This is a genomic window from Desulfobaculum sp., assembly GCF_054921475.1.
Genome location: NZ_JBUDSW010000359.1, coordinates 1 through 2,752, shown reverse-complemented (window position 1 = coordinate 2,752; position 2,752 = coordinate 1). Strand labels below are relative to the sequence as shown.

Sequence of the window (2,752 nt, the reverse complement as noted above, 5' to 3'; positions counted from 1 at the left end):
CGTGAACGTGGACGCCCTCGCCAAGCTGTGCGAAGCGACGAGGCTCCCCGTTGTCGCCGCCGGCGGCGTCGCCACCATGGACGACATCCGCGCTCTTTACCCCCTCTGTAGGCAGGGTCTCGAAGGAGCTATCACAGGGAAGGCCGTCTACGAAGGCACCCTTGATCTCGCCGAGGCCCACGAATGGATCGACGCCCAGAGCGCGTAAAACCACTCAAGGAGTGAACCATGTCCAAGAGCATTGAAGTCAAAGGCATGAGCTGCCAGCATTGTGTTGCTTCCGTTACCGACGCACTGAGCAAGGTGCCGGGTGTGAAGGACCTGAACGTCAGCCTCGAAGACGCCAAGGCGACCTTTGAGGAGGACAGCCCCGTCGATATGCAGAAGGTGAAGGACGCCATCTCCGCCATCGGCTTTGAGCCGGGCGCGGCGGCAGAGTAGCCCTCGGCATCGCCTCAAAAGCGAACCGCCCCGGAAGGTCATACCTTCCGGGGCGGTTTTGCGTTCTCTGGTCAGTGTCTTCTTGCGCCGGTTTACGGCGTCCAGTAACCGCCCTCGTGTAGGCGTTGCATCAGGTCGCGGGCAATGGCGTAGCGGTTGAACGGGGGCATAATGTAGATACCCGAGAAGTGCGGCCACGCGTACTCCATCAGTTCCCACGCAATTTCCGTTCCCACGGCCGCGCCGTTGTCGCCTGCCTCGCGCATGCGGCGGCGGGTGTCGTCCGGGATGCTGATGCCCGGGAACTCGTTGTGCAAAAACTCCGCATTGCGCGAGCTGACAAGCGGCATAATTCCAAGGAAGATGGGCACCGTAATATGCGCCGTGAGTTCGCGCACCTCGTCAATGGCTTCGCGCGTGTACACCGGCTGCGTCAGGAAGTATTCCGCCCCGCACTCTATCTTGCGCTCCATGCGCCGCACCTGAAGCGCCTTGTTGCGCGTATTCGGATTATACGCCGCGCCCGTGCAGAAGTTCGCCTTCAGGCGCATGGAATCGCCGTGGTGGTTCACGCCTTCATTGAATGTTTTTGTCAGGCTGATGAGGTCAAAGGAGCGTACGTCAAACACGCCCTTTACCACATCGTCAGCACCGGCAGGTGGCGGGTCGCCCGTTACGGCCAGCACATTGGACAGCCCATCCACAGCCAGCCCCATCAGCGTGGCCTGCATGCCAATGAGGTTTCTGTCGCGGCCCGTCAGGTGCACAATCACCTCACACCCCGTGCGGCGGCGTATCATGCCCGCAAGGATGGTGTTTGACAGTCGAGGCACCGCCAGCGGATTCTCCGCGATGGTGATGGCGTCCGCGCCCGCGCTGGCTATGGCGTCTGTCGCCTCCAAGGCCTGCGACACATCAAGGTGCTTCGGCGGGTCAAGCTCCACCAGTACCATTTTTTTGCGCCCCAGCTTTTGGCTGAACAGCGTCGGCGGCAACGAACGCGGAGCGGCGTCCTGCGTCTGCGGGTCGCCGGCACGGGGCGTGGCCTTGGGCAGAGCCTTCGCCGCAGGTTCCGCCGCGTCCAGCAGGCGGCGCAGTGCGGCAATATGCTCCGGCGTTGTGCCGCAGCACCCGCCCAGCAGGCGCGCGCCAAGCTCGGCGCAGCGCATCACCGTTTCCGCAAAGTAGTCCGGCGCGCTGCCGTACAGCAATCTGTCCCCGGAGCGCTCCGGGTAACCGGAGTTCGGGAAGACCGACAGCAGAGCGCCCGGGTCGCCCACGCGGCGCAAGGTTTCCAGAACGCCAAGCGGCCCCGTGCCACAGTTGATGCCAACCACATCCGCACCGGCCTCCACGAGGGCGCGCAGGCACTCCTCAGGCGTTTTGCCGCTAAAGGAGCCACCCTGACTCGTAAAGACCATCTGCGCGACGACAGGGAGGCCTGTAGCCCGTTTCACCGCCGTGACCGCAGGCAGCAGCATGTCCAGACGCGAGAAGGTCTCCAGGACCATCACGTCCGCGCCGCCCTCGGCCAGCGCCAAGGCCTGCGCCGTGTACATTTCGCCGATGCGCTCGGGCGAGGGCATGTCCTCAAGGCGGCCCAGCGGCCCCATGGAGCCGCCAACCCACGCCCCGTCTCCGGCGCACGTCCGCGCAATCTCAGCGCCGCGCCGGTTTATCAGGTGCAGCTTGTCCGCAAGGCCAAAGCGCTCCAGCTTGAGTTCATTCGCGCCAAACGTGTTCGTCTCAATAAACTCTGCCCCAGCACGGATGTACTCATCATGGATGGCAATAATCAGCTCCGGCTGGGTCACATTCAATTCGTCATAGCACGACTCCGCACCCACACCCTTCTCGTGGATGCGCGACCCCATCGCGCCATCCGCCACAATGCGGCGGCGTGCAAGTTCTTGTAAAAAATCGCGTTGCATGGTTTTCCCTTTCCCCAAATGCGGGGCCACAAAGACTGACCGCGTGGCTATGTCTTGTCAAGATACCACAGCGGCGTGCTGGTGGGGCAGTAAGGCGAAGCAAAGAGGAAAGAGGGCCTCCGGCGGCTCAAGGGAATGATTCCCTTGAGAATCCCCATACTTTTCGGGGCGGAAGCCGCCCCGAAAAGACGAGTTCTTGGGGGGGAGAGGTGGCGTGCTCGTTATAATGTCACTCGTAGCCTTCCTCGACGAGTTTTTGAGCCGGAATAGGGCGCGCCACAGTTTGCATTCCCAATTCGCTAGCCACGACCCTGTATTTTCAGGAGCGGCTTCCGCTCCTGAAAATCCGAAGGCTTGTTAAGGACAGTATTTCCTTAACC

At 62.2% G+C, this 2,752-nt stretch carries 3 protein-coding genes; 2 read left to right on the top strand and 1 reads right to left on the bottom strand.

Translation table 11 applies throughout. The features are described 5' to 3' along the window. On the top strand, positions 1-208 hold a 208-nt coding region (locus ACY69P_RS15880; RefSeq protein WP_462328186.1), incomplete at its 5' end, for a HisA/HisF-related TIM barrel protein. 20 nt (positions 209-228) lie between these two features. Beyond that, the gene (locus ACY69P_RS15875) at positions 229-441 is read left to right on the top strand and encodes a heavy-metal-associated domain-containing protein (RefSeq protein WP_462328185.1); all 213 of its coding nucleotides are present in this window, start codon (positions 229-231) and stop codon (positions 439-441) included. A gap of 92 nt (positions 442-533) precedes the next feature. Here ACY69P_RS15875 and ACY69P_RS15870 read toward each other — a convergent pair whose 3' ends face one another. Further along, a complete protein-coding gene (locus ACY69P_RS15870) occupies positions 534-2,372 on the bottom strand; it encodes a bifunctional homocysteine S-methyltransferase/methylenetetrahydrofolate reductase (protein ID WP_462328184.1) in 1,839 nt (612 codons plus the stop codon). Positions 2,373-2,752 lie beyond the last annotated feature (380 nt).